Annotated in this window: 22 protein-coding genes; 16 read left to right on the top strand and 6 right to left on the bottom strand. The window is 70.7% G+C overall.

Annotated elements, in window-relative coordinates:
- Positions 1–28: 28 nt before the first annotated feature.
- From ACIA8X_RS33975 to ACIA8X_RS33965, 3 genes are read left to right on the top strand one after another with little or no spacing between them, the layout of a single operon-like run.
- Positions 29–616 carry a DUF5998 family protein gene (locus ACIA8X_RS33975; protein WP_393456616.1) on the top strand — a complete coding sequence of 196 codons (588 nt, stop codon included), beginning with the start codon at positions 29–31 and terminating at the stop codon, positions 614–616.
- A gap of 1 nt (position 617) precedes the next feature.
- On the top strand, positions 618–1,811 hold the full coding sequence (locus tag ACIA8X_RS33970) for an alkaline phosphatase family protein (RefSeq protein ID WP_399459911.1): 1,194 nt from the start codon (positions 618–620) through the stop codon (positions 1,809–1,811).
- Positions 1,812–1,863: 52 nt separating this feature from the next.
- Positions 1,864–2,511: a thymidine kinase gene (locus ACIA8X_RS33965; RefSeq protein WP_093909710.1), complete on the top strand. Its 648-nt coding sequence runs from the start codon at positions 1,864–1,866 to the stop codon at positions 2,509–2,511.
- A gap of 29 nt (positions 2,512–2,540) precedes the next feature.
- Here the strand turns inward: ACIA8X_RS33965 and ACIA8X_RS33960 are convergent, their stop codons facing one another.
- Complete coding sequence (locus ACIA8X_RS33960; RefSeq protein ID WP_393456623.1) at positions 2,541–3,344, bottom strand: VOC family protein; 804 nt, start codon at positions 3,342–3,344, stop codon at positions 2,541–2,543.
- A gap of 295 nt (positions 3,345–3,639) precedes the next feature.
- Between ACIA8X_RS33960 and ACIA8X_RS33955 the strand changes: the two genes are divergently transcribed.
- Positions 3,640–4,491 carry a sulfurtransferase gene (locus tag ACIA8X_RS33955; protein ID WP_399459910.1) on the top strand — a complete coding sequence of 284 codons (852 nt, stop codon included), beginning with the start codon at positions 3,640–3,642 and terminating at the stop codon, positions 4,489–4,491.
- 109 nt (positions 4,492–4,600) lie between these two features.
- Here the strand turns inward: ACIA8X_RS33955 and sepH are convergent, their stop codons facing one another.
- The 3 genes from sepH to ACIA8X_RS33940 form a co-directional block, all read right to left on the bottom strand.
- The gene (gene sepH / locus ACIA8X_RS33950; RefSeq protein WP_393456628.1) at positions 4,601–5,629 is read right to left on the bottom strand and encodes a septation protein SepH; all 1,029 of its coding nucleotides are present in this window, start codon (positions 5,627–5,629) and stop codon (positions 4,601–4,603) included.
- Positions 5,630–6,092: 463 nt separating this feature from the next.
- Positions 6,093–7,412: a D-arabinono-1,4-lactone oxidase gene (locus tag ACIA8X_RS33945; RefSeq protein WP_399459909.1), complete on the bottom strand. Its 1,320-nt coding sequence runs from the start codon at positions 7,410–7,412 to the stop codon at positions 6,093–6,095.
- On the bottom strand, positions 7,372–8,610 hold the full coding sequence (locus tag ACIA8X_RS33940) for an MFS transporter (protein WP_399459908.1): 1,239 nt from the start codon (positions 8,608–8,610) through the stop codon (positions 7,372–7,374). The genes ACIA8X_RS33945 and ACIA8X_RS33940 overlap by 41 nt, the downstream gene beginning before the upstream one ends.
- Before the next feature lie 272 nt (positions 8,611–8,882).
- Between ACIA8X_RS33940 and ACIA8X_RS33935 the strand changes: the two genes are divergently transcribed.
- Together ACIA8X_RS33935 and ACIA8X_RS33930 are read left to right on the top strand one after the other, a co-directional pair.
- On the top strand, positions 8,883–10,010 hold the full coding sequence (locus ACIA8X_RS33935; protein WP_393456636.1) for a ferrochelatase: 1,128 nt from the start codon (positions 8,883–8,885) through the stop codon (positions 10,008–10,010).
- A gap of 8 nt (positions 10,011–10,018) precedes the next feature.
- A complete protein-coding gene (locus tag ACIA8X_RS33930; protein ID WP_393456639.1) occupies positions 10,019–10,834 on the top strand; it encodes an inositol monophosphatase family protein in 816 nt (271 codons plus the stop codon).
- 71 nt (positions 10,835–10,905) lie between these two features.
- Here ACIA8X_RS33930 and ACIA8X_RS33925 read toward each other — a convergent pair whose 3' ends face one another.
- Entirely contained in the window at positions 10,906–11,070 is a 165-nt protein-coding gene (locus ACIA8X_RS33925; protein ID WP_393456642.1) for a hypothetical protein, read from the bottom strand.
- Positions 11,071–11,496: 426 nt separating this feature from the next.
- Between ACIA8X_RS33925 and ACIA8X_RS33920 the strand changes: the two genes are divergently transcribed.
- The 4 genes from ACIA8X_RS33920 (at position 11,497) to ACIA8X_RS33905 (ending at position 15,040) form a co-directional block, all read left to right on the top strand.
- Positions 11,497–12,150 carry a response regulator transcription factor gene (locus ACIA8X_RS33920; protein ID WP_393456645.1) on the top strand — a complete coding sequence of 218 codons (654 nt, stop codon included), beginning with the start codon at positions 11,497–11,499 and terminating at the stop codon, positions 12,148–12,150.
- Positions 12,151–12,156: 6 nt separating this feature from the next.
- Positions 12,157–13,401 (top strand): sensor histidine kinase, encoded by a 1,245-nt coding sequence (locus tag ACIA8X_RS33915; RefSeq protein ID WP_393456648.1) that lies wholly within the window; start codon positions 12,157–12,159, stop codon positions 13,399–13,401.
- A 405-nt stretch (positions 13,402–13,806) separates the two neighbouring features.
- Positions 13,807–14,103 carry a DUF4193 domain-containing protein gene (locus tag ACIA8X_RS33910; RefSeq protein ID WP_005481602.1) on the top strand — a complete coding sequence of 99 codons (297 nt, stop codon included), beginning with the start codon at positions 13,807–13,809 and terminating at the stop codon, positions 14,101–14,103.
- Positions 14,104–14,116: 13 nt separating this feature from the next.
- Positions 14,117–15,040, top strand: coding sequence for a hypothetical protein (locus ACIA8X_RS33905; protein ID WP_393456651.1), 924 nt, complete (start codon positions 14,117–14,119; stop codon positions 15,038–15,040).
- Between the two features lie 126 nt (positions 15,041–15,166).
- Here ACIA8X_RS33905 and ACIA8X_RS33900 read toward each other — a convergent pair whose 3' ends face one another.
- Positions 15,167–15,628: a DUF3093 domain-containing protein gene (locus ACIA8X_RS33900; protein ID WP_399459907.1), complete on the bottom strand. Its 462-nt coding sequence runs from the start codon at positions 15,626–15,628 to the stop codon at positions 15,167–15,169.
- Positions 15,629–15,740: 112 nt separating this feature from the next.
- Between ACIA8X_RS33900 and ACIA8X_RS33895 the strand changes: the two genes are divergently transcribed.
- The 6 genes from ACIA8X_RS33895 (at position 15,741) to ACIA8X_RS33870 (ending at position 22,405) form a co-directional block, all read left to right on the top strand.
- Entirely contained in the window at positions 15,741–16,325 is a 585-nt protein-coding gene (locus ACIA8X_RS33895; protein ID WP_393456657.1) for a PaaI family thioesterase, read from the top strand.
- Positions 16,322–16,882 carry a dUTP diphosphatase gene (gene dut, locus ACIA8X_RS33890; protein WP_393456660.1) on the top strand — a complete coding sequence of 187 codons (561 nt, stop codon included), beginning with the start codon at positions 16,322–16,324 and terminating at the stop codon, positions 16,880–16,882. The genes ACIA8X_RS33895 and dut overlap by 4 nt, the downstream gene beginning before the upstream one ends.
- A gap of 1 nt (position 16,883) precedes the next feature.
- Entirely contained in the window at positions 16,884–17,642 is a 759-nt protein-coding gene (locus tag ACIA8X_RS33885) for a DUF3710 domain-containing protein (protein WP_393456662.1), read from the top strand.
- A gap of 190 nt (positions 17,643–17,832) precedes the next feature.
- The gene (locus ACIA8X_RS33880; protein WP_399459906.1) at positions 17,833–18,999 is read left to right on the top strand and encodes an alginate lyase family protein; all 1,167 of its coding nucleotides are present in this window, start codon (positions 17,833–17,835) and stop codon (positions 18,997–18,999) included.
- Between the two features lie 137 nt (positions 19,000–19,136).
- On the top strand, positions 19,137–21,725 hold the full coding sequence (locus ACIA8X_RS33875) for a DUF4118 domain-containing protein (protein WP_399459905.1): 2,589 nt from the start codon (positions 19,137–19,139) through the stop codon (positions 21,723–21,725).
- Positions 21,722–22,405, top strand: coding sequence for a response regulator (locus ACIA8X_RS33870; RefSeq protein WP_399459904.1), 684 nt, complete (start codon positions 21,722–21,724; stop codon positions 22,403–22,405). Before ACIA8X_RS33875 ends, ACIA8X_RS33870 begins: the two co-directional genes overlap by 4 nt.
- Positions 22,406–22,486: the final 81 nt, after the last annotated feature.

Genomic DNA, 22,486 nt, shown 5'->3' with positions numbered 1-22,486 from the left:
GTCGGTGCGCCCCCGTAGGATGGACGTCATGGCCAAGACCAGTACGACGACCCAGGGGCTGCGAGCGGCGATCGAGCGCAGCGGCTACTACCCGGCCCTCGTGGCCGAGGCGGTGGAGGCCGCTGTAGGCGGCGACGCCATCCGGTCGTACCTGGTCCACCAGGAGACGACGTTCGACCAGAACGAGGTGCGGCGGCATGTGACCGTCCTCGTCCTCACCGGCAACCGCTTCATCGTCAGCCACACCGACGAACAGGCAGCGGACAGCACCTCCCCGACGCCGTACGCCACGACGTCCACGGAGTCCGTGAAGCTCGGCAGGATCTCGTCGGTCGTGGTCAGCCGTGTCGTCGCCAACCCGGAGCAGTACAGCCCGGGCACGCTGCCCCGCGAGGTCGTGCTGACCATCGGCTGGGGCGCCGTCTCCCGCATCGACCTGGAGCCCGCCGCCTGCGGCGACCCCAACTGCGAGGCCGACCACGGCTACACGGGCAGCTCGACGGCGGACGACCTCAGCCTGCGCGTCAGCGAGGCCGGTGACGGCTCGGAGACGGTGCGCCAGGCGCTCGCCTTCGCGCAGTCGCTCTCCGAGGCGACAGCGGACGTCGCCCGCTGAGATGATCCAGTCCATCGCCTGGGACTCCCACCCGGAACCGCTCGCCGTCGACTCCGCGCCACTCCCCGAGTACGGCAGCGGCTCGCTCGCCGATCTGCTGCCCACCCTGGCCGCCGGCGTGGCCGTACCGGGCATGACCGCCGCGATCCCCGAGCTGACCCCCGCCGACCGGAACTGCGTGTTCCTGATCGACGGCCTCGGCTGGGAGCAGCTGAAGGCGCACCCGGAAGAAGCCCCCTTCATGAGCTCGCTGCTCAGCAGCTCGCGAGGCGGCACCGAACGCCCGATCACCACCGGCTACCCGGCGACCACCGCGACCTCCCTCGCCTCCGTCGGCACCGGCCTGCCGCCGGGCGCGCACGGCCTGCCCGGATACACCGCGCGCAACCCGGAGACCGGCGAGCTGATGAACCAGCTGCGCTGGAACCCGTGGACGTCACCGAGCGTCTGGCAGCCGTATCCCACCGTCTTCCAGCTGGCGCAGCAGGCGGGCGTGCACGCGGCCCAGGTGTCCTCGCCCACCTTCCAGAACACCCCCCTCACCAAGGTCGCGCTCAGTGGGGGAACGTTCCACGGGCGGCTGACCGGCGAGGACCGCATGGATCTCGCGGCCGAACAACTGGCCGCGGGCGACCGCTCCCTGGTCTACACGTACTACGCCGAGCTGGACGGCGCCGGCCACCGCTACGGCGTCGACTCGGACACCTGGCGCGGCCAGCTCATGTACGTCGACCGCCTCGTCCAGCGCCTCGCCGAGCAGCTCCCGCCGCGCAGCGCCCTCTACGTCACCGCCGACCACGGAATGATCGACGTGCCCTTCGACGAGGAGCACCGCATCGACTTCGACGAGGACTGGGAGCTGCGCGCCGGCGTCGCCCTGCTGGGCGGCGAGGGCCGGGCGCGGCACGTGTACGCGGTGCCCGGTGCCGCGCAGGACGTCCTGACCTGCTGGCGCGAGGTGCTCGGCGAGCAGTTCTGGGTGGCCTCGCGGGACGAGGCGATCGCGGCCGGCTGGTTCGGGCCGCGGATCGACGAGCGGGTGTACGACCGCCTGGGCGACGTGGTCGCGGCCGCGCGGGACGACGTCCTGATCATCGCGTCCGAGCGGGAGCCGAAGGAGTCGGCGATGGTCGGCAACCACGGCTCGATGACCCCCGCCGAGCAGTTCGTCCCCCTGCTCGAAGTACGCTCCTGAAGCGTCCCTCAGTCCTCATCCCTCCGCGTTGCCGAAAGGTGCTCAACTCAACATGCCCGAGCTGGTGTTCTTCTCCGGAACGATGGACTGCGGGAAGTCGACGCTGGCTCTCCAGATCGAGCACAACCGTTCGGCGCGTGGTCTGCAGGGCATCATCTTCACGCGGGACGACCGTGCGGGCGAGGGCAAGCTGTCCTCCCGGCTCGGCCTGGTCACCGACGCGGTGGAGGTCGAGGACGGCAGGGACCTGTACGCGTACATCGTCGACCACCTCTCCCGGGGTGGCCGCGCGGACTACGTCATCGCCGACGAGGCGCAGTTCCTCGCGCCGCAGCAGATCGACCAACTCGCGCGCGTGGTCGACGACCTGGGCCTCGACGTCTACGCCTTCGGCATCACGACCGACTTCCGCACCAAGCTGTTCCCCGGCTCCCAGCGCCTGGTGGAACTCGCCGACCGAGTCGAGGTGCTCCAGGTCGAGGCCCTGTGCTGGTGCGGCGCCCGCGCGACCCACAACGCCCGCACGATAGGCGGCGAGATGGTCGTCGAGGGCGCCCAGGTGGTCGTCGGCGACGTCAACCAGGCGGACGCCGTCGGCTACGAGGTCCTGTGCCGCCGCCACCATCTCCGCCGAATGACGGCGGCCGGCGCCCGGGCCGCGGCGCTGTCCCCCGACGTCCTGCCGGTGCAGCCGGCCTGAGCCGCCGTACGGCCCATCTCCCTGACCCGTCACCGCGGATTCTCGATGAGGGAGAACCGCGCCCCCTCCGGGTCCGACACCGTCGCCACGCGGCCATGGACGCTGTCATGGGCCGGTTTGAGGACGTGGCCGCCGAGGTCGACGATCCGGGCCAGCGTCTCGTCCGCGTCGGCGACTTCGAAGTACGTCACCCAGTGCGGGCCCCGGTCGCGGGGCAGGGCGTTGCCGACGCCGTGGATCCCGGCGACCGGCCGGCCGCCGAGGTGCAGGGTGACGTAGTCGAAGCCGGCGGAGACCACCGGCTCCTCCTCGTAGGCGAACACGCTCTCGTAGAACTTGGCGACGTTCACGGACTCGAAGGTCAGCAGCTCGTTCCAGGCCGGGGTGCCGGGTACGCCCGTGACCGCCGTCCCCTGATGGGCCGCCGCCTGCCAGAGGCCGAAGACCGCGCCGGCGGGGTCGGAGCAGATGGCCATCCGACCGGCCTCGGCGGCGTCCAGGGGACCCACCCCGACCGTGCCGCCGCACAGCCGTACCGTCTCGGCGGTCAGGTCCACGTTGTTCGAGGCGAGATACGGCGTCCAGGCGATGGGGAGGTGGCGGTCGGGCGGCAACTGGCCGATGCCGGCCACCTCATGGCCGTTCAGCAGGGCCCGCACATAGGGGCCGAGTTGCTGGGGGCCGGGCTGGAACTCCCAGCCGAACAGCGCACCATAGAAGTCCTCGGTCGCGGCCAGCCCGTGCACCATCAGGCTCACCCAGCAGGGCGTGCCGGGCGCGTGCCGGGCGTGCGTCGCGCCGTTCGGGCCGGCCGACCCCCGTGCCTCGGTCATCGTCACTCTCTCCTCGGTCCCTCGCGGTGGCCGTGTCGCTTCCGCTGTCCGGACCCCCGTGCCGATGCTCGCACCAGCCGTGGTCACGCGCGCTGCGGGCGCGCCGCGCATGACGGCCGGTGCCCGGAGGATGCCCGGTGTGCGATTTACCGCCCGTTTCCGTGCGATTGACGACGGATGTCGATCGCCTGTACAGCATGTGCCCGGTCCCGTACGCCTCGTGATCGAGGCTGTCCGGCGGGCAGAGTATCCGGAGCGGGCCGATGCGGCCACCCCGTGCGCAAGGATGGTCGCCATGAACGCCATCATCTCCGCATCCGAACTCGCGAGCGCGCTGGCGGGCGAGAACCCGCCACTGCTCCTCGACGTCCGCTGGCAGCTGAGCCTGGCCAAGGCGCCCGGCGAGCCGCCGTTCGACGGCCGCACCGCATACGAGGCCGGGCACATCCCCGGAGCGGTCTACGTCGACCTGGATCGCGAACTGGCCTCCGCACCCGGTGCCCACGGCCGTCACCCATTGCCGGACCTGGCCGAATTCGGCGCGGCGATGCGGCGAGCGGGCGTGTCGTCCGGGACGCCGGTGGTCGTGTACGACGGCGGGCAGGGCTGGGCGGCGGCCCGCGCGTGGTGGCTGCTGAGCTGGACGGGGCACCCGGATGTGCGGGTCCTCGACGGCGGACTGGCGGCCTGGGAGGGGCCGCGGGAGACGTCCGTACCGACTCCGGCGGAGGGCGACTTCGAGCCCGCGCCGGGAGCGAGGGGGCTGCTCGACGCCGACGGCGCCGCGGCGCTCGCCCGTTCAGGGGTACTGCTGGACGCCCGTGCGGGGGAGCGGTACCGCGGCGAGGTCGAGCCGATCGACCCGGTCGGCGGCCACATCCCGGGCGCGGTGTCCGCACCCACGAACGACAATGTCGGCGCCGACGGCCGCTTCCTGGCCGCCGAGGAACTCCGGTCCCGCTTCAAGGCGCTGGGCGCCTCCGAGGGCGCGGAGGTCGGCGTGTACTGCGGCTCGGGTGTCTCCGCGGCGCACGAGGTGCTGGCCCTGGCGGTCGCGGGGATTCCGGCGGCGCTGTACGTCGGTTCCTGGTCGCAGTGGTCGTCGGATGCGTCCCGGCCGGTGGCCGTGGGGCCGGATCCGCAGTAGGGCGGCGCACCGCACAGGCCCGAACGGCACGAGGGCCGCGTTGCGAACAACGCGGCCCTCGTCCTCGTACGGCCGAATCCACGGCCGTACGACCTACTGCTTCTGCTGCCTACTCCTGCTTCTTCCTGCGCGTCCCGAACACGATCTCGTCCCAGCTGGGGACGGCGGCACGGCGGCCCGGGCGGACGCCGTCCGCTTCGGCCTGGCGGTCCGTGGAGCCGATGAGGCGGTCGCGGTGGCTGCCGACGGAGCGGGGCATGAGGACGTCCGCGTAGGCGGAACCGGCCGAGGCGGCGGGGGCGGGAGGTTCCTCCGCCTCCGGTTCGGCGGGGGGCTCCTCCACGACCGGCTCCGACGGGCGCTCCGGCACCACCAGGTCGCCGCGGAAGCTGGGCACCGCCTCCAGCAGGCTGGTCAGCGAGTCCCGTTCCTCCGTGGTCTCCTCGACCGGTTCGGAGGCCTGGGCGGGCAGGCTCGGCCGTTCGAGAGCGCGGTCCATCGAGCGCTCGCGCGGAAGCCGGGCGATACGCGGCACGAACGGGAAGCTGGGTTCCGGCGCGGCGAGGTCGTCGGACTCGCCGATCAGCGAGCGCGCCTCGTCGTCGACGGCCTGGACGAGCCGCCGGGGCGGGTCGTACGTCCAGCTCGCCGAGTGCGGTTCGCCCGCGACCAGGTAGACCAGCAGGACCTCCCAGGTGCCGTCATCACGGCGCCACGAGTCCCACTGCGCGGTGTCCTTGTCGGCGCCGCGCAGCAACAGACGCTCCTGGACGGCCTCTCCGAGCTGTGGCCCGGCGTTCTCGCCGGGTCTGCGGACGGGCGTCTTGCGGGCGCGCTCGGCCATGAAGGCCCGCTCGGCGAGGACGGGGCCCTCGAAGCGGCGCACCCGGTCGACGGGGATGCCGGCGAGCTGCGCGACCTCTTCGGCCGTCGCACCCGCTCGTATACGCGCCTGGATGTCACGCGGGCGGAGATGGCTCTCCACCTCGATCTCGATCTGGCCGAGGCGGGGCCGATCGCCGCGCACAGCGGCGCGCAGCCGCTCGTCGATCGGAAGGGTGTACTCCGTCGCGTCGGCAGCCTTGAGCACCAGCCGTGTGCCGTCATTCGAGACGGCCACGACACGCAGTTCGGGCATGGGGACCTCCCGGGTGGTGCCTGCCGACGTCACGTGCGTCGCTGCTTCCGCTAGTCGAGTGTGGCCTGCCCGGGTGCAGCCTGCCACAACCTTGCCGAGTTGCCCGGCGTGTCGGGCACGGGCCCTGGATCGCCGTTATGGCACGGTTACCTATTCGCAACGCTAAGTGACCAACTCCGTCACCCTGTGCAACTAGCCCCCTCCCGGCGGTCCTTGAAGGCCACGGACGCCCTGGCGGGAGACCGGACCCAGGGCTCGCAACAGTACTCCATTTGGGCCACGTGCGTGGATTGGCACGCCGCCCAACTTCTGGCAAGAAGCGTGACTCGGCCGTGCGTTGAGCGGTTATCCGATCTTTTACGTGGCGCACTTCACGCAATCCGCAGAAACGGAACTAATGGTTTCGTGCATACGTCCCCTTGCCGCGCGGTTGGTCGAACGGCTGGATCGCGCCGGTCGAGCGCTACGCCCCCAACACCCTGCGCAGGTAGTCGTTCTGGAACCGGCGGTCGGGGTCCAGCCGGTCCCGCAGCGCGGTGAACTCGTCGAAGCGCGGGTACACCTGGGCGAAGTACTCGGCGTCCCGCGTGTGCACCTTGCCCCAGTGCGGCCGCCCCTCGTGCGCGGTGAAGATCCGCTCGGCGGCGGTGAAGTACCGCTGGAACGGGGTGCCCTTGACCATGTGGACGGCGATGTAGGCGCTGTCGCGGCCCGAGGCGGTGGACAGCGTGATGTCGTCGGCGGGGGCGGTGCGCACCTCGACCGGGAAGCTGACCCTGAGGCCGGAGCGCTCGATCATGGCCTTGAGCTCGCGCAACGTCTCGACGGCGGCCGCGCGCGGGACGGCGTACTCCATCTCCACGAAGCGCACCCGGCGCGGCGATGTGAAGACCTTGTAGGGGATGTCGGTGTAGGACCGCGAGGACAGGGCCTTGCTGGAGATCTGGGCGATCGCGGGGATCGCGGCGGGCGCCGCGCGGCCGACCCACTGGGCCACCTGGAAGACGCCGTTGGAGAGGAACTCGTCCTCGAACCAGCCCTGGAGCTGGGGCACCGGCTTCTCGGGGCCGGCGCTGCGGTTGTTGCGCTTGGTGTTGGTGTTGCCGGTGTGCGGGAACCAGTAGAACTCGAAGTGCTCGTTCTCGGCCCAGAGTTCGTCGAAGTCGGCCAGGACCTTGTCGAAGGGCATCGGCTCCTCGAGCGCGGTGAGCAGGAAGACGGGCTCCACGGCGAAGGTGATCGCGGTGACGACGCCGAGTGCGCCGAGGCCGATGCGGGCGGCCGCGAAGACCTCTGGGTTCTCCTTCTCGGAGCAGGCGAGCACCGAGCCGTCGGCGGTGACCAGCTCCAGTCCCTTGATCTGGGCGGCGATCGAGGCCGAGTCGCGGCCGGTGCCGTGCGTGCCGGTGCTGGTGGCGCCGGAGACCGTCTGCTCCATGATGTCGCCCATGTTCGTGAGCGACAGGCCCTCGCGCGCCAGGGCCATGTTGAGTCTCTTGAGTGGAGTGCCGGCCTCGACCGTGACGGTCATGGCCTCGCGGTCAATGTTGCGGATGCCGGTCAACAGTTGAGGGCGGATCAACACGCCGTCGGTGGCGGCAATGGACGTGAAGGAATGCCCGCTGCCGACCGCCTTCACCTTCAGGCCGTCCTCGGCGGCCCGGCGTATCGCCGCCGACAACTCGTCGACCGAGGCCGGAGTGACCTCCCGCGCAGGGCGGGCGGCGACATTGCCGCCCCAGTTACGCCACGTGCCGTTCTTCCCGCTCGCTGTGCTGCTCAACGGTGCCTCCCCGACCCGGCGCCGGCCTGCTGAGCCGGCGGTACCCCAGGAAACCGACCGCGACCGCGACGGCACCGGACACCGCCGGAACCCCGTACCCGGCGTCCGCGCCGGCCGCGTCGATCACCAGGCCGGCCGCGGAGGAGCCGAGCGCGACCCCGACCGCGAGCCCGGTGCTCACCCAGGTCATGCCCTCGGTCAGTTGCGCGCGTGGTACGTGCTCTTCGATCAGGGACATGGTGGTGATCATCGTGGGAGCGACCGCCATGCCCGAGACGAACAGCGCCACGGCCAGAAACGGCAAGTTTCCGACCAGTAGGAGGGGGATCATACTCACGGCCATCGCGCATATGCCCAGCAGCCAGCGAGGTTCGGGCGCCCCCTTGAAGCGCAGCAGCCCGAAGACGAGTCCCGCCGCGCAGGAGCCCGCCGCGTACAGCGCGAGGACCACACTCGCGGCGCTCTTGTGCCCCTGCTCGTCCGCGAAGGCGACGGTGACCACGTCGACCGACCCGAAGATCGCTCCGGTCGCCACGAAGGTGGCCACCAGGACCTGCAGCCCAGGCGCGCGCAGGGCGGAGCTGCCGCCCTGGCGCTCGCGCGGATGAGGCGCGGGCTCGGTGGACCGCTGTGCGGTCAGCCAGAAGACGCCGACCGCCAGGAAGCATCCGGCGAGGAGCGGTCCGGCCTCCGGGAACCACGCGGTGGAGAGGCCGATGGAGATGATCGGCCCGAAGATGAAGCACACCTCGTCCACCACGGACTCCAGTGAGTACGCGGTGTGCAGCTGGGGCGTCCCCCGGTACAGCGCGGCCCAGCGGGCCCGGGTCATCGCCCCGACGCTCGGCACGCAGCCGATGCCGACGCAGGCCACGAAGAGCACCCAGTCCGGCCACGCGTAGTGCGCGGCGAACAGCAGCAGCGCCCCCGCGAGGAGCGAGATCAGCGTCGCCGGGCGGAGCACTCGTCGTTGCCCGTGCTGGTCGACCAGCCGCGAGACCTGGGGGCCCGCCACCGCCGCGGCGAGCGCGATGGTGGCCGACAGGGCACCGGCGAGGCCGTACCGCCCGGTGAGCTGGGAGACCATCGTGACCACGCCGATGCCCATCATCGACAGCGGCATCCGGCCGAGGAAACCCGCGGCGGAGAAGGCCTTGCTGCCGGGGGCGGCGAACAGGGCGCGGTAGGGGCTGGGCACGGGGGTCTCCGGTCAGACGGAAGCAGCGGGACGGCTGCGGCTCGGGGCGAATAAGGGGTAGATCGGGGCGCATCGGGGGGCGCATCGGCGGACACGTCAGGAGCAACTCGGGGCAGCGCAAGGGCAGTTCAGGAGCGACTCAGTAAGGCGCGTGGGTGGCCGATACAGCTTACGAGTTAGGTGACCCTAACGCACCTGTCCGGACGAACCGGGAACCCGGGTGGTCACCCCGCCGTTTCCCGGCTGTCAGTACCGGATGACAGGATCGATCCATGCCAGACGCGCGCCATGCCACCCCCTACGACGCCCTGCTCCTGCTCTCCTTCGGCGGCCCCGAGGGCCCGGACGACGTGATCCCGTTCCTGGAGAACGTCACCCGTGGGCGGGGCATCCCCAAGGAACGCCTGAAGGAAGTCGGCGAGCACTACTTCCTGTTCGGCGGAGTCAGCCCCATCAACGACCAGAACCGCGCCCTGCTCGACGCCCTCCGCAAGGACTTCGCCGAGCACGGCCTGGATCTGCCGATCTACTGGGGCAACCGCAACTGGGCGCCGTACCTGACGGACACCCTGCGCGAGATGGTCGCCGACGGCCGCCGCCGCATCCTGGTCCTCGCCACCAGCGCGTACGCCTCCTACTCGGGCTGCCGCCAGTACCGCGAGAACCTCGCCGACTCGCTCGCGGCCCTGGCAGCCGAAGGCCTGGAACTCCCCGAGATCGACAAGCTGCGGCACTACTTCAACCACCCCGGCTTCCTGGAGCCGATGATCGACGGCGTGCTCGAGTCCCTCGCCGACCTGCCCGAGGGCGTTCGGGACGGCGCGCACATCGCCTTCTCGACCCACTCGATCCCGAACGCCTCCGCGGACACCTCCGGCCCCGTCGAGGACCACGGCGAGGGCGGCGCGTACGTCGAGCAGCACCTGGAGGTCTCCCGGCTGATCGCCGAGGCCGTCCGCGAGCGCACCGGCGTCGACCACCCCTGGCAGCTCGTCTACCAGTCCCGCTCCGGCGCCCCCCACATCCCGTGGCTGGAGCCCGACATCTGCGACCACCTGGAGGAGCGGCACGAGGCCGGCGCACCGGCCGTCGTCATCGCGCCCATCGGCTTCGTCTCCGACCACATGGAGGTCCTCTACGACCTCGACACCGAGGCCAAGGCCAAGGCCGAGGAGCTCGGGCTGCCGATGCGCCGCTCGGCCACCGTCGGCGACGACCCGCGGTTCGCCGAGGCGGTCCGTGACCTCGTCCTGGAGCGCGCCGCGGTGGAGCGTGCCGAGGAGGTCACGCCGTGCGTCCTCGGCGGGCTCGGCGCGAGCCACAACCTCTGCCCGGTGGGCTGCTGCCCGGCCCGCGCGCCCAGGCCCGCCGCAGCGGGCGCCGACAGCCCCTACGTATGAGGAGCCCTGTGACCGACGCCCTGCACACGGAACTGCTCGAACTGGCCCAGCAGGCCGCACGTCGCGCGGGTGAGCTGCTGCGCGACGGCCGTCCGGCCGACCTGGCCGTCGCCGCGACCAAGTCGAGCCCGATCGACGTGGTCACGGAGATGGACATCGCGGCGGAGAAGCTGATCACCGACCTGATCTCCGAGCACCGCCCCGACGACGGCTTCCTCGGCGAGGAGGGTGCCTCCACCGAGGGCACGAGTGGTGTCCGCTGGGTGATCGACCCGCTCGACGGCACGGTCAACTACCTCTACGGACTGCCGACCTGGTCCGTCTCCATCGCCGCCGAGCTGGACGGCGAGGCGGTGGTGGGGGTCGTGGCGGCGCCGATGCGCGGCGAGACGTATCACGCGGTTCGTGGCGGCGGTGCCTGGGCCACGGGACCCTGGGACGGCGCACGCGGACTCACCTGCCGGCCCACGGCGCCGCTGGACCAGGCCCTGGTCTCGACCGGCTTCAACTACGTCACCGAGGTCCGCACCCACCAGGCCGACGTGGCCCGTCGGCTCATCCCGCTCCTGCGCGACATCCGCCGGGGCGGCTCGGCCGCGATCGACCTGTGCGACCTCGCGGCAGGCCGCCTGGACGGCTACTTCGAGCGGGGACTCAACGCCTGGGACATGGCCGCGGGCGACCTGATCGCACGGGAAGCGGGCGCGCTCACGGGTGGACGCCCCGGAGAGCGCCCGTCCACCGACCTGGCGGTCGCCGCCACCCCGGGCGTCTTCGAGCCCCTCCAGCAGCTCCTGGAGGACTTCGGAGCCTGGCACGACTGAGCGCACAAGAGCGGGGCCCCGGCGCTGGATTCACCGGGACCCCGCTGCAGTGCTTACACGCCGGTCAGACGCTAGACGCTGACTTCCACACCGTGCTCGGCGGCGAGGCGGCGCAGGTCGTCGAGCTCGCCCTGCTCCACCTCGACGAGGAAGTCGTCGCCCTCGTCAAGAGCCCGCGTCAGGTCGGACTCGGTCGCCTTTATGCGCTGCAGAAGTCCTGCGGTGAATGCGTCCATGCTGCGCCCCCTCGTCCTGGGTCGTGGGTCGGTGGCACGGGGGTGTGCCGTTCGGAAGGGGCGATCACGTCTCCAGTAGATGCCCAGCGCTGCCCATGCTGGGCGGCGACGGTGCCGGACACCCACACCCACTCTGCGGAAAGCGGATTGCGCTGTACCGCATGGTGGTGCGGTACATGCAGAGCGTGATCGCGGGGTGTACAAGCCGTCCTCCCCCCGCTCCCTTCCACGGAAACCTCAACCGGACGAGAAAATCTCGCATTCCCGGGCCCCACGGCCGCCCTTCCTGGCCCGCCCACCCGCCTTACCGCCGACTTATGGCGGAAAAGGGCAGGATGGAGGCCGAGAACCACACCGACCACCGACAAGACCCTGCCCGCGCGCCGGACCAGCGCTACGCGGGTGGACACAGGAAGGACAAGCGACGTGCGCGTACTCGTCGTCGAGGACGAGCAACTGCTCGCCGATGCGGTGGCCACCGGACTGCGCCGGGAGGCCATGGCCGTCGACGTCGTGTACGACGGTGCGGCCGCCCTGGAACGCATCGGCGTCAACGACTACGACGTGGTCGTCCTCGACCGCGACCTCCCGCTGGTGCACGGCGACGACGTCTGCCGCAAGATCGTCGAACTCGGCATGCCCACACGCGTGCTGATGCTCACGGCCTCCGGCGACGTCAGCGACCGTGTCGAAGGGCTAGAGATCGGCGCCGACGACTATCTGCCCAAGCCCTTCGCCTTCAGCGAGCTGACGGCACGCGTGCGTGCCCTCGGCCGCCGTACGAGCATCCCGCTGCCCCCCGTCCTGGAGCGCGCCGGCATCAAGCTCGACCCGAACCGCCGGGAGGTCTTCCGCGACGGCAAGGAGGTGCAGCTCGCGCCCAAGGAGTTCGCCGTCCTGGAGGTGCTGATGCGCAGCGAGGGCGCGGTCGTCTCGGCCGAGCAGCTCCTGGAGAAGGCCTGGGACGAGAACACCGACCCGTTCACCAACGTGGTCCGGGTGACCGTCATGACGCTGCGCCGCAAGCTCGGCGAACCCCCGGTGATCGTCACCGTGCCCGGCTCCGGCTACCGGATCTGATCGACCATGGCCGCGACCCCCGCGCCTCCCCAGGCGCCCCCCAAGCCCACGTGGGACCCCCGGAGAGCGGAGCCGCCCTTCCCGTGGCTGCGCCCCACCATCCGCATAAGGCTCACGCTGCTGTACGGCGGCATGTTCCTGATCGCCGGGATCCTGCTGCTGTCGATCATCTATCTGCTGGCCGCGCAGGCGATCAACACGGGCAATGAACCGCTGTTCAAGATCGTCGACGGCAGGGAACTCCAGGTCTCCAGCGAGGACTGCCGCGCGATCAAGGCGGGTCTCACGATCCCCCAGTTCAACGAGGCGATCAGCTCCTGCATCAACGACCAGCGCCGGGTCGCCCTGGACGACCTCCTCAGCCGCTCCCTGCTCGCCCTCCTCGGTCTCGCGATCATCGCCTTCGCCTTCGGCTACGCCATGGCCGGCCGGGTGCTCTCGCCGCTGGGCCGGATCACCCGTACCGCCCGCGCCGTGGCCGGCTCGGACCTGTCCCGCCGTATCGAACTGGACGGTCCGGACGACGAGCTGAAGGAGCTGGCCGACACGTTCGACGAGATGCTGGAGCGGCTGCAGCGGGCCTTCACCGCCCAGCAGCGCTTCGTCGGCAACGCCTCGCACGAACTGCGCACACCGCTCGCGATCAACCGAACGCTTCTGGAGGTGCACCTGTCCGATCCGGGCGCGCCGGTGGAGCTCCAGCAGCTGGGCAAGACGTTGCTGGCCACCAACGAGCGCAGTGAGCAGCTCGTCGAGGGCCTGCTGCTGCTCGCCCGCAGCGACAACCAGATCGTCGAGCGCAAACCGGTGGACCTCGCGGAGGTGGCCGAGCAGGCCGTCGACCAGGTGCACGCGGAGGCGGCGGCCAAGGGCGTGGTGATCCGCGGCGAACAGAAGCCCGCGGTCGTCCAGGGCAACGGTGTGCTGCTGGAGCGGATCGCGCTGAACCTGGTGCAGAACGCGGTCCGGTACAACATCCCGGAGGGCGGCTGGGTCGAGGTCACCACCGAGGTCCAGCACGGACAGGCGGTCCTGCTCGTCTCGAACACCGGGCCGGTGGTGCCGGCGTACGAGATCGACAACCTCTTCGAGCCGTTCAGGCGCCTGCGTACCGAGCGCACGGGCAGCGACAAGGGGGTCGGTCTGGGACTGTCCATCGTGCGGTCCGTGGCGCGGGCGCACGGCGGGCACATCTCGGCGCGGCCGCGTGAGGGCGGAGGACTCGTGATGCGGGTCACCCTCCCGATCTGAGACCATGTGCGCCGACAGACACCGGGTACACGGGGATGTTCGCTTTGCGCGGAATTTTCTGGGCAATCATCGAGCACCCCCGTGTGTGATCGATCACAAGGGCGAATTTCCGGCCATCTACTCTCCGTGATCATGTGCCCAGTCGGAAAGCCGGGAAAATCCGGGTTTTCGGGGGTCTTGATCACGGGAAGTACACGGTGAGACGCCTTTGAACTGCGGCATTAGGACCGTGTACGGTCCCGTTCGCCATCCAAGCCGATCACTCTTGAGGAGTCCGGTTGGGTGTCGATTGAGTAACAGACCTTGATGTGAGGCAAAATCTCCGCCTCGGGTCGGGCACAAGTCCGGCCTCTCACGCGTTACGTGCGCTGGAGACACCGCAGACACCCAGAGGGGGAGAGCGACATGGCAACGGATTACGACACCCCACGCAAGACCGACGACGACGTCGACTCGGACAGCCTTGAAGAGCTGAAGGCCAGGCGGAACGACAAGTCGACGTCCGCAGTGGACGTCGACGAGTTCGAGGCTGCCGAAGGCCTGGAACTGCCCGGCGCGGACCTCTCGAATGAGGAGCTGGCCGTCCGGGTGCTGCCCAAGCAGCAGGACGAGTTCACCTGCATGAGCTGCTTCCTGGTGCACCACCGCAGCCAGCTGGCCCGGGAGAAGAACGGTCAGCCGATCTGCCGCGACTGCGACTGAGGTCGGGTCGGGCATGACTGGCTCGACCCCACCTCGGAAGCGCCGCTTCCTGAAGAGGGGAGCGGACCAAGGGCCGTCCGACGGCTCGTACGGCGCGCGTGACGACGAGCGGGGCTCATCAGGCAAGGGGGCCTCGCTCGAACCGACGTCCGGAGCTGACCTCCCGGCGCCGGTCGAGGCTCCCGCGCCCGTCACGAGGCGCAGGGCGGCGGTGATCCGGGAGAAGGCCCGGGAAGGCGTCCGTAAGGGCGGCAGCCGCGCCAGAGCGGGTCTCGGGTACCTGGCGGACCGGATCATCGAGATCGCCCCGCGTATCCCCGTACGGGACCTCGCGGCGCTTCGCCGGCAGTTCCCGGGCCTCGGGCCCGAGCAGCTGGCGGACAAGCTGGTGGCGGGTGCGGCGAACGCGAGCTCGACGGTCGGCGCGGGAGTCGGCGCGGCGGCGATGCTGCCGGTGCCACCCGCGATGCCGACGGAGCTGGCCGCCGAGATCACCGGTGTGGCGGCGATCGAGCTGAAGCTGATCGCCGAACTGCACGAGGTCTACGGCGTACGCCCGCCCGGCAACCTCAAGGGCCGCAGCATGGCCTATCTGACCTCGTGGTCCGAGGAGCGCGGGATCGACCCGATGAAGCCGGCGACGGTCAACGCCGCGCTCGGCGGGCAGATGAAGCGGGAGCTGCGCCAGCAGATCATGAAGCGGATGGTCCGCAATCTGCCGAACCTGATGCCCTTCCTGGTGGGCGCCGCCGTGGGCGCGGTCATGAACCGCCGGGACACCAAGAAACTCGCCGCGCGGATCCGCGCGGACCTGCGGAAGGTCCAGGTGCCGTGGGACGAGTTGCCGCAACTGCCCCCGCTGGAGCGCCCCGCGCAACCACTGGAGATGGGGGAGATCATGCGGCCGCGCAGACGCAAGGAACTCGGGGGCGGCTGAGCCCCCGGCAGCCGAGAGGCCGTGGGGTTGTCGCGGCTGTCGCGGCCCGGTTTTCGTGGCGCGGCGAAGTCTTTGCGAGCGGCGGGCCAAGTCTTGACCGGACCGGTGACGGCCCGTTCGAGTGTGCTAGAGCGACGCCTTCGCCGCCTTGATCGCCTCCGCCAGCCGCTCCGGCTCACGGGTCGACAGGTACAGGTACGGGGTCGGGTCCTCTGGGTCCGTGACCTCCACGCGCAGGGCCGTGGGGATGTACGCGCGCAGCAGGAGGAAAGCCCGGGTGTCCGCCTTGTGGGTGCGCCAGGCACGGGCCTCCTCCGGGTCCAGGACATGCGCCTCGCCCAGCGCCCGTACCGGAATCTTCGCCTCGCCCGCGATCAGCGAGTCGCCCACCACACGAATGCGGAGCGAGCCGTACGAGCTGGCCATGACGGCCGCCGCGGCGGTGCCGCCGACCAGGCCGGCGAGCATCGGAAGCGTGCCGAAGGGCAGGACGATCAGAGCCAGGGAGATCCCGGCCAGGAACGAGACCAGCCACCAGGAGCGGGGGGCGGTGAGACGTTCGTCGTACGGGGCGGCGGAAAGCTGCATGGAGCCAAGCTTGGCACGGTGTCCGGTTACGTCCGGAGTCAGGGGGGCCGGCGCGAAGCGCCGTCAGGCAGGGCGGCGGTGGGAGACGGGCGGGCGGGTAAGGTCTGCGGCTGTGAGAGGTACTTCCGCAGCTCTTAAGCCCCCGGCCGACGCGGTGAAACCCGTGCGGCACCCGGATGCTCCCGCGCCCGGAGAGCTTCTCGGCGCCCACTACGGCGAGTGTTTCGGCTGTGGCGGCGAGCAGCCCCACGGGCTGCGTCTGGAGGCGCGGGCGGGGGACGGCGTCAGCCTCACCGCCGAGTTCACCGTGCAGCCCGCTCACCAGGGTGCACCCGGGCTCGCGCACGGCGGTGTGCTCGCGACCGCCCTCGACGAGACCCTCGGCTCGCTCAACTGGCTGCTGCGCACGATCGCCGTGACCGGGCGGCTGGAGACCGACTTCGTACGGCCGGTTCCGGTGGACACGGTGCTGTATCTGGAGGCCGAGGTGACGGCGGTGGCCGGCCGCAAGATCTACTCCTCCGCCACCGGGCGGATCGGCGGCCCCGATGGGCCCGTCGCCGTCCGTGCCGACGCCCTCTTCATCGAGGTGAAGGTCGACCACTTCATCGACAACGGCCGTCCGGAGGAGATCCGGGCCGCCATGGACGACCCGGACCAGGTCCGGCGTGCCCGTGCCTTCGAGGTGAACCCGTGAGCCGTGAGCCCCGTCGAGAACTCGACGTGCTGATCCGTCGCGTCGACCCCGACGTACCGCTGCCGACGTACGCGCACCCCGGTGACGCGGGAGCCGATCTGCGCACCACCGAGAGCCGCGAACTCAAGCCGGGGGAGCGGGCCGTACTGCCCACCGGGGTGTCTGTGGCGCTGCCGGAGGGGTACGCGGCCTTCGTGCACCCGCGCTCCGGTCTCGCCGCCCGCCTCGGTGTCGCCCTCGTGAATGCCCCGGGGACGGTTGATGCCGGGTACCGTGGGGAGATCAAGGTGATCGTGGTGAATCTCGACCCGCACGAGAGCGTGCGGTTCGAGCGCTTCGACCGGATTGCCCAACTGGTCGTCCAGCAGGTCGAGAGGGTTCGCTTCCAGGAGGTCGCGGAGCTTCCCGATTCGGTACGGGCCGAAGGGGGCTTCGGGTCCTCCGGTGGCCACGCCGCGGTGGGCGGCGCAAGCAGCACAAGCGGTCAGGCCGCCGACGGCGGCCGGGCGGGTGGGAATCGATACGCTTCGGTCGTATCCGACCGGGAAGGACAGTGACGTGTTCGGACGTCGCAAGAAGAAGGGTGCCGCCGAGGACGCGGCCGGCGAGCCCGAGCAGGTCGTCGACATCGACACCGAGGCGGACGACGACGGCAAGCGCGCGCGCGTACGGCTCGAGCCGGAACCGCGGCCCGACGGGCCCTGGGACAGTTCCGAGGTCCGCGATCCCGGCGAGGGACGGGTGGACCTGGGCGGCCTGCTCGTGCCGGGAGTCGACGGCATGGAACTGCGCGTCGAGGTCGCCGGTGACGCGATCGTCGCGGCGACCGTGGTGCTGCGCGACAGCGCTATCCAGCTGCAGGCCTTCGCCGCCCCCAAGCGCGAGGGCATCTGGGGCGAGGTGCGCGAGGAGATCGGCTCCGGCATCACCCAGCAGGGTGGCATCATCGACGAGGTCGAGGGGCCGCTGGGCTGGGAGCTGCGGGCCCAGGTGCCGGTACAGCTGCCGGACGGCACGGGTGGTTTCCAGGTCGTGCGGTTCGTCGGTGTGGACGGTCCCCGCTGGTTCCTGCGCGGTGTGATCTCGGGCCAGGGCGCGGTGCAGCCGCAGGCGGCCGGTCTGCTGGAGCAGATCTTCCGGGACACGGTCGTGCTCCGTGGCGAGGGTCCGATGGCCCCCCGTGACCCGATCGTCCTGCAGCTGCCGAACGACGCCCAGATGGTGCCCGAGGGCGTCCAGCAGGAGGAGGCCGGTTCGCGCTTCTCCGGCGGCATGGGCCAGCTCCAGCGCGGGCCGGAGATCACCGAGGTGCGCTGAGCTTCGTAGAGACAACCAAGGGCCGTACCCCTCAGGGGTGCGGCCCTTTCTCATGCCCCTTCTCGGCTCATGCCTTTTCTCGTGCGTGAACCCTTGACGACGCATTGGTCTGTACCTACCGTCTCCGGCCAACGCGTCTGTTCATAAAGGCGCTTCACGTTCACATACGAGAACGGAAGGCCCCCCACGCATGCGCAGAACCGCACTGTTCGCGGCCTCGGCCGCCCTCGTCGCCGGTGTCCTCGCCTGGCCCGCCGACGCCGCACCCGCCACCTTCGCCCACCCCGGCGTCACCGTCTCCAAGGGGCAGTTGGACTTCACCCGCGCCAAGGTCGACGCCGGCGCCCAGCCCTGGAAGGGCGCCTTCGACCGGATGATGGCGAGCAAGTACGCCGATCTGAACCGTGTCCCCAAACCGCGCGCGGTCGTCGAGTGCGGCTCGTACTCGAACCCCAACTACGGCTGCACCGACGAGCGCGAGGACGCGATAGCCGCCTACACCCACGCCCTCGCCTGGTACCTCACTCGCGACGAGCGGCACGCGAAGAAGGCCATCGAGCTGATGGACGCCTGGTCCGCGGTGATCAGGGACCACACCAACAGCAACGCGCCCCTGCAGACGGGCTGGGCCGGCTCCTCCTGGCCCAAGGCGGCCGAGATCATCAAGTACACGTACACCGGGAGCTGGGCGAACTCCGGCCGGTTCGCCACCATGCTCCGCACCGTCTATCTGCCCGAGATCATCAACGGCTCGAACTCCAACGGCAACTGGGAGCTGTCGATGATGGAGGCCGCCGTCGGCATCTCGGTCTTCCTGGAGGACAAGGCGTCGTACGACAAGGCCATGGCGAAGTTCCGCACCCGTACCGCCGCCTTTGTCTACCTGTCCTCCGACGGCGATCTGCCGAAGACCGTGCCGAGCCAGAACCTCGACACCCGCGAGAAGATCGTCAACTACTGGCAGGGGCAGTCCACCTTCGTCACCGGCCTCACCCAGGAGACCTGCCGCGACCTCACGCACACCGGATACGGCATCTCCGCGATCTCGCACGTGGCCGAGACCAGCCGGATCCAGGGGCAGGACCTGTACGGCACCGACGTCGGCGAGCGGCTGCGGCACGCGCTCGGGTTCCAGGCCAAGTACGAGCTGGGCGGGGCCGTGCCCAGCTGGCTGTGCCGGGGCTCGCTGAAGCTCGGGCTCGGCCCGGTCACCGAGGTCGGGCACAACGCCCTGGCGAACCGTCTCGGCCATGCCATGACCAACACCGAGGCGCTCACCGAGCGCAACCGCCCGTCCGGCACCAACAACCTCTTCGTGGCCTGGGAGACCCTCACCCACGGAGACAACCCCAGCTGAGGCGCGGGGGGCGGCGGCGGGAGCGTCAGAGTTCTGTCAAAGACGGTCCCGCCGCCGTACCCGGTCCCATTTGTCGCGATTCTTGGTCGTAAGGTCGACGCTGCGTAGGCAGCAGTGGCCGGAACACAATGGGGACCATGGGACGCGGCAAGCTTCGGATCTACCTCGGTGCGGCACCGGGCGTCGGCAAGACGTACGCGATGCTGTCCGAGGCGCACCGCCGTGCCGAGCGCGGCACCGACTGCGTGGTCGCCTTCGTGGAGCATCACGACCGGCCACGCACCGAAGTGATCCTCCACGGGCTGGAGCAGATACGGCGCCGGAAACTGGAGTACCGGGGGAGCGCCTTCACCGAGATGGACGTCGATGCCGTCCTGGCCCGGCGCCCGCAGGTGGCGCTCGTCGACGAGCTCGCCCACACCAACATCCCCGGCTCGCGCAACGCCAAGCGCTGGCAGGACGTGGAGGAACTCCTCGCCGCCGGGATCGACGTGATATCGACCGTCAACATCCAGCACCTGGAGTCGCTTGGCGACGTCGTCGAGTCGATCACCGGCGTACGGCAGCAGGAGACCGTGCCCGACGAGGTGGTGCGCCGGGCCGACCAGATCGAACTGGTCGACATGTCGCCCCAGGCGCTGAGGCGCCGCATGGCGCACGGCAACATCTACAAGTCGGACAAGGTCGACGCGGCCCTGTCGAACTACTTCCGTCCGGGCAACCTCACCGCCCTGCGCGAGCTGGCCCTGCTGTGGGTGGCCGACCGGGTCGACGAGTACCTGAAGCAGTACCGCAGCGATCACCGGGTGTCGAAGATCTGGGGTTCGCGCGAGCGGATCGTGGTCGGTCTGACCGGCGGCCCGGAGGGGCGGACGCTGATCCGCCGGGCCGCCCGGCTGGCGGAGAAGGGCGCCGGCGGTGAGGTGCTCGCCGTCTACATCTCCCGCAGCGACGGCCTCACCTCCGCCTCGCCCAAGGAACTGGCCGTCCAGCGCACCCTCGTCGAGGACCTGGGCGGAACCTTCCACCACGTCGTCGGCGACGACATCCCGGCGGCGCTGCTGGACTTCGCACGCGGGGCCAACGCCACCCAGATAGTGCTCGGCTCCTCACGCCGCAAGAGCTGGCAGTACGTCCTCGGACCGGGCGTGGGCGTCACGGTGGCCCGGGAGTCGGGCCCCGACCTCGACGTGCACATCGTCACGCACGGGGAGATCGCCAAGGGGCGCGGACTGCCCGTGGCCAGGGGAGCCCGCCTCGGACGGCCGCGGATCCTGTGGGGCTGGCTCGTCGGCGTCGGCGGTCCCATGCTGCTCACCCTGCTGCTGACCCACGTCGACGCCGATCTCGGGCTCGCGAACGACATGCTGCTGTTCCTGACCCTGACGGTGGCGGCGGCCCTGCTCGGCGGGCTCCTTCCCGCCCTGGCCTCGGCGGCGGTCGGGTCGCTGCTGCTCAACTGGTACTTCACCGCCCCCATGCACCACCTCACGATCGCCGATCCGAAGAACCTCCTCGCACTCGTGATCTTCGTGTGCGTGGCGGTGGCGGTCGCCTCCGTGGTCGACGTCGCCGCCCGCCGCACCCACCAGGCGGCCCGGCTGCGCGCCGAGTCGGAGATCCTCGCCTTCCTCGCGGGCAACGTGCTGCGCGGCGAGACCGGCCTGGAGGAGCTGCTGGAGCGCGTCCGGGAGACCTTCGGCATGGAGTCGGCGGCCCTGCTGGAGCGGGCGAGCGACGTGGACCCGTGGACCTGCGCGGGCCGGGTCGGGCTGGGACGCGAGCTGGCGCGTCCGGAGGAGGCGGACGTCGACGTACCGGTGGGCGACCACATGGCCCTCGCGCTGACCGGCCGGGTGCTGCCCGCCGAGGACCGCCGGGTGCTCGCCGCCTTCGCCGCGCAGTCCGCCGTCGTCCTGGACCGCCAGCGGCTGCAACGCGAGGCCGACCAGGCCAAGGAGCTGGCCGAGGGCAACCGCATCCGCACGGCCCTGCTGGCCGCCGTCTCCCACGACCTCCGTACGCCTCTCGCGAGCATCAAGGCGTCGGTCTCCTCCCTGCGGTCCGACGACGTGGCGTGGTCCGAGGAGGACGAGGCGGAGCTGCTGGAGGGCATCGAGGAGGGCGCCGACCGGCTCGACCACCTCGTGGGGAACCTCCTCGACATGTCCCGGCTGCAGACCGGCACGGTCACGCCCCTCATCCGCGACATCGACCTCGACGAGGTCGTGCCGATGGCGCTCGGCGGGGTGCCCGAGGACAGCGTTGAGCTGGACATCCCGGAGACGCTGCCCATGGTCGCCGTGGACCCGGGGCTGCTGGAGCGGTCGGTGGCCAACCTGGTCGAGAACGCCGTCAAGTACAGCCCGGACGACAGCACCGTCCTCGTCTCCGCGAGCGCCATCGCCGATCGGGTCGAGGTCCGGGTGGTCGACCGCGGGCCGGGCGTACCCGATGACGCGAAGGAGCGCATCTTCGCGCCCTTCCAGCGCTACGGTGATGCCCCTCGCGGCGCCGGAGTGGGTCTCGGTCTCGCGGTGGCGCGCGGCTTCGCCGAGACCGTCGGCGGCACCCTGAACGCCGAGGACACACCTGGAGGCGGCCTCACCATGGTGCTCACCCTCCGGGCGGCGGCATCGCCCGGCGGGGAACCCGGCCACTTCGACCGGCCTCTTCACTCCGACGAGTTCTCGCATTCCGTACGACCCGAAAGGCAGACCACATGACCCGGGTGCTGGTGATCGACGACGAGCCGCAGATCGTGCGCGCCCTCGTGATCAACCTCAAGGCCCGCAAGTACGAGGTCGACGCGGCCCACGACGGGGCCACCGCCCTCGAACTCGCCGCCGCCCGCCACCCCGATGTGGTCGTCCTCGACCTCGGTCTGCCCGACATGGACGGCGTCGAGGTGATCCGGGGGCTGCGCGGCTGGACCCGGGTGCCGATCCTGGTGCTGTCCGCCCGGCACTCCTCCGACGAGAAGGTCGAGGCGCTGGACGCGGGCGCCGACGACTACGTCACCAAGCCGTTCGGCATGGACGAACTGCTGGCCCGGCTGCGGGCCGCCGTCCGCCGGGCCGAACCCACCGGGGGCGGCGAGGAGGACGTGATGGTGGAGACTGACGAGTTCACCGTCGACCTGGCCGCGAAGAAGGTCAACCGGGGCGGCAAGGACGTCCGGCTGACCCCGACGGAGTGGCACCTCCTGGAGGTCCTGGTGCGCAACACCGGGCGCCTCGTCAGCCAGAAGCAGCTGCTCCAGGAGGTGTGGGGGCCGTCGTACGGGACCGAGACCAACTACCTGCGGGTCTACATGGCCCAGCTGCGCAGAAAGCTGGAGGCGGACCCCTCGCACCCGAAGCACTTCATTACGGAGCCGGGGATGGGATACCGATTCGAGAGGTGAGCTGCGAGGCGGCTGGGGGTCCGGGGGTTATCCCCCGGGAGGTACAGCATTACGGAGCCGGGGATGGGCTATCGGTTCGAG

The organism is Streptomyces sp. NPDC051738, from assembly GCF_044453205.1.
Taxonomy (GTDB): domain Bacteria; phylum Actinomycetota; class Actinomycetes; order Streptomycetales; family Streptomycetaceae; genus Streptomyces.
The sequence above is the reverse complement of the archived record's forward strand: the minus strand, read 5'-3'. Positions and strand labels throughout refer to the sequence as shown.